Origin of the sequence: Micromonospora sp. DT43, from assembly GCF_049841645.1 — a bacterium.
Taxonomy (GTDB): Bacteria; Actinomycetota; Actinomycetes; order Mycobacteriales; family Micromonosporaceae; genus Micromonospora.
The window spans coordinates 275,697-277,898 of the sequence record NZ_JBNCKR010000009.1; the positions used below are offsets into that span (position 1 = coordinate 275,697).

Below are 2,202 nucleotides of genomic sequence, written 5' to 3' on the forward strand. Positions count from 1 at the left end.
GGCCGGTGCCGGTGCCGGTGCCGGTGCCGGTGCCGGTGCCGGTGCCGGTGCCGGTGCCGGTGCCGGTGCCGGTGCCGGAATTGTCGGTCAACAGGCCGGCGCCGGCGCTGTCCGGGCCGGTCAACAGGCCGGTGCCGCCGCCGGACCGGAACGAGGGCGCCCCACCGGCGTACGCGGCGGCGTGACTGGTCGCCAGCAACTCGGCGAAACGCGTCGACGTCTCCAACGGGCCGGCCTCGACCACCGCGCCGTCGGCCAGCACCACCACCTCGTCGCAGCGGCGCACCGACGAGAGCCGGTGGGCGATGACGATGCCGATCCGGTCGCGCAGCAGTCGAGCGGTGGCCCGCTGCACCCGTGCCTCGGTCACCGGGTCCAGCCGGGCGGTGGCCTCGTCGAGGATCACCACGCCCGGGTCGCGAACCAGGATCCGGGCAAACGCCACCAACTGCTCCTGGCCGGCAGAGAGCGCATGCCCGCCCTCCCCCAGCCGGGTCGCCAACCCGTCGGGCAGCTCGGCGATCCAGCCGGTCAGGCCCAGTTCGTCAAGCGCGCGGGCGGCAGCATCGAGCAGCTCCGGATCGTAGAGCGCGACGTTCTCGGCGAGCGTGCCGGCCAGGATCTCGGTGCGCTGTGGCACCAGCGCCACCCAGCGGCGCAGCTCTTCGACGTCGAGGTCACACAGGTCGGTGCCGCCGAGGAAGACGGTGCCGGGCGGCACGTCCACGGCCCTCGTGAGCACCTTCGCCAGTGTCGACTTGCCCGAACCGGTCCGCCCGATCAGGGCGTACGACCGGCCGCGCGCGAAGGTCAGGCTGACTCCGCGCAGGGCCGGCCCTCGCCCGCTCTCCGGGCCGCTCACCTCGTATCCGAACGTCAGGTCCCGGATGCGTAGGTCACCGTCGACCGGACTGAGCCCACCGACCGGCTCCTGCCGGGACTTCTGGAGCAACCGCACCCGGGCCCACGCGCCGAGGGCCTCCTGCAGCTCGGGCACCATCCGGCTGACGTGTTCGGCGGTGGCTCCGAAGGCCAGGGCGAGAAGCCAGATCGCGGTGAGCCGGGCGGCGTCGATCAGGTCGGTGGCCAGGGCCCAGGCCCCGCCGAGCACCACCACGCCGACGCCGGCCCGGATCGTCGCGGTGGCGACCGTCGCCACCCGGGCGGACAGCACCCAGACCAGGTGACCGCGGGACAGCACTGCGGCGGCCCGCCGTGCGTACAGCCGCAGCACGTACGGCTGGGCCAGGCTGGTCCGCACGTCGTCCTGGCCGTGCACCGCCTCCTCCATCACTGCGGCCAGGTCCGACCAGGCCTCCTCCTCGACCATCCGAGCGGGGCCGATCCGTGCCGTGGGCCGGCGCAGCCCCACCCCGAGAAGCACCGTGAGCAGCAGCATCGCTATTCCGGCCGGCCACCACACGGCCAGCGCCACCACCATCGACAGCAGGCCGACGCAGAGCCCCTGGGCGAGGCGCATGCCCTGGTTCCGAACCGCCGACGCCACCTGGTAGACGTCCCCGTCGACGCGGTCGAGCAGCTCGCCCACCGGGGTGGTCTCAAGGCTCGGCAGATCCTGCCCGAGCGCGACCCGGCAGAGCCGCCGACGGACGTGCGCGGACCAGTCGGCGGTCAAACCGGCCATCAACAGACTCACCACGAGATCGCTGAGGACCGCCGCGACAAGCGCCACGGCCAGGACAGCGAAGGAACTGGTCGACCGGTGTACCAGGACCGCGCCGGCGAGCGCCGAGGCGCCGGCCTGACCGGCGGCCCCGAGCACGATCAGGACGGCCACGAAGGCCAGACGACGCGGCGAGGTGTCCCACAGGTCACGGAGCAGGCGCATCGGAGTTCCTCCGGACGTGGGTGGCGGAACACCCAGCGTGCCGTCAGCGGCCCCGCCGTCTCAACCGATTTACCCACCCTGAGCAGGGCCTACGGTCAGGCTCGCCAGCTTGATCGACACGGGATCAGCGATGTCGGCGTGTCCCGGTGCCCCGGATACCCCGCTATCGAGGAACTCGTGTCGATCACCGCCCGACGTCCGCTTCGGTGGTCACTGCCGGGCAGGTATGGGCGCGATGTCCGTTTCCGTGTCCGGTCCGGGTGTGACCGGGCGCATCCGTGGGCCGGAATCGTGGCGGGCCGGGGGTCGTTACACACCCTGACGATCGCAGGACCACGGCCACCCCCGCCCCG

The 2,202-nt window shown here is 73.0% G+C and carries 1 pseudogene; it reads right to left on the bottom strand.

What is annotated here, in order from left to right:
- Nucleotides 1-1,849 (bottom strand): annotated as a pseudogene (locus ACLQ26_RS22285) (ABC transporter ATP-binding protein); the annotation flags it as partial.
- Nucleotides 1,850-2,202 lie beyond the last annotated feature (353 nt).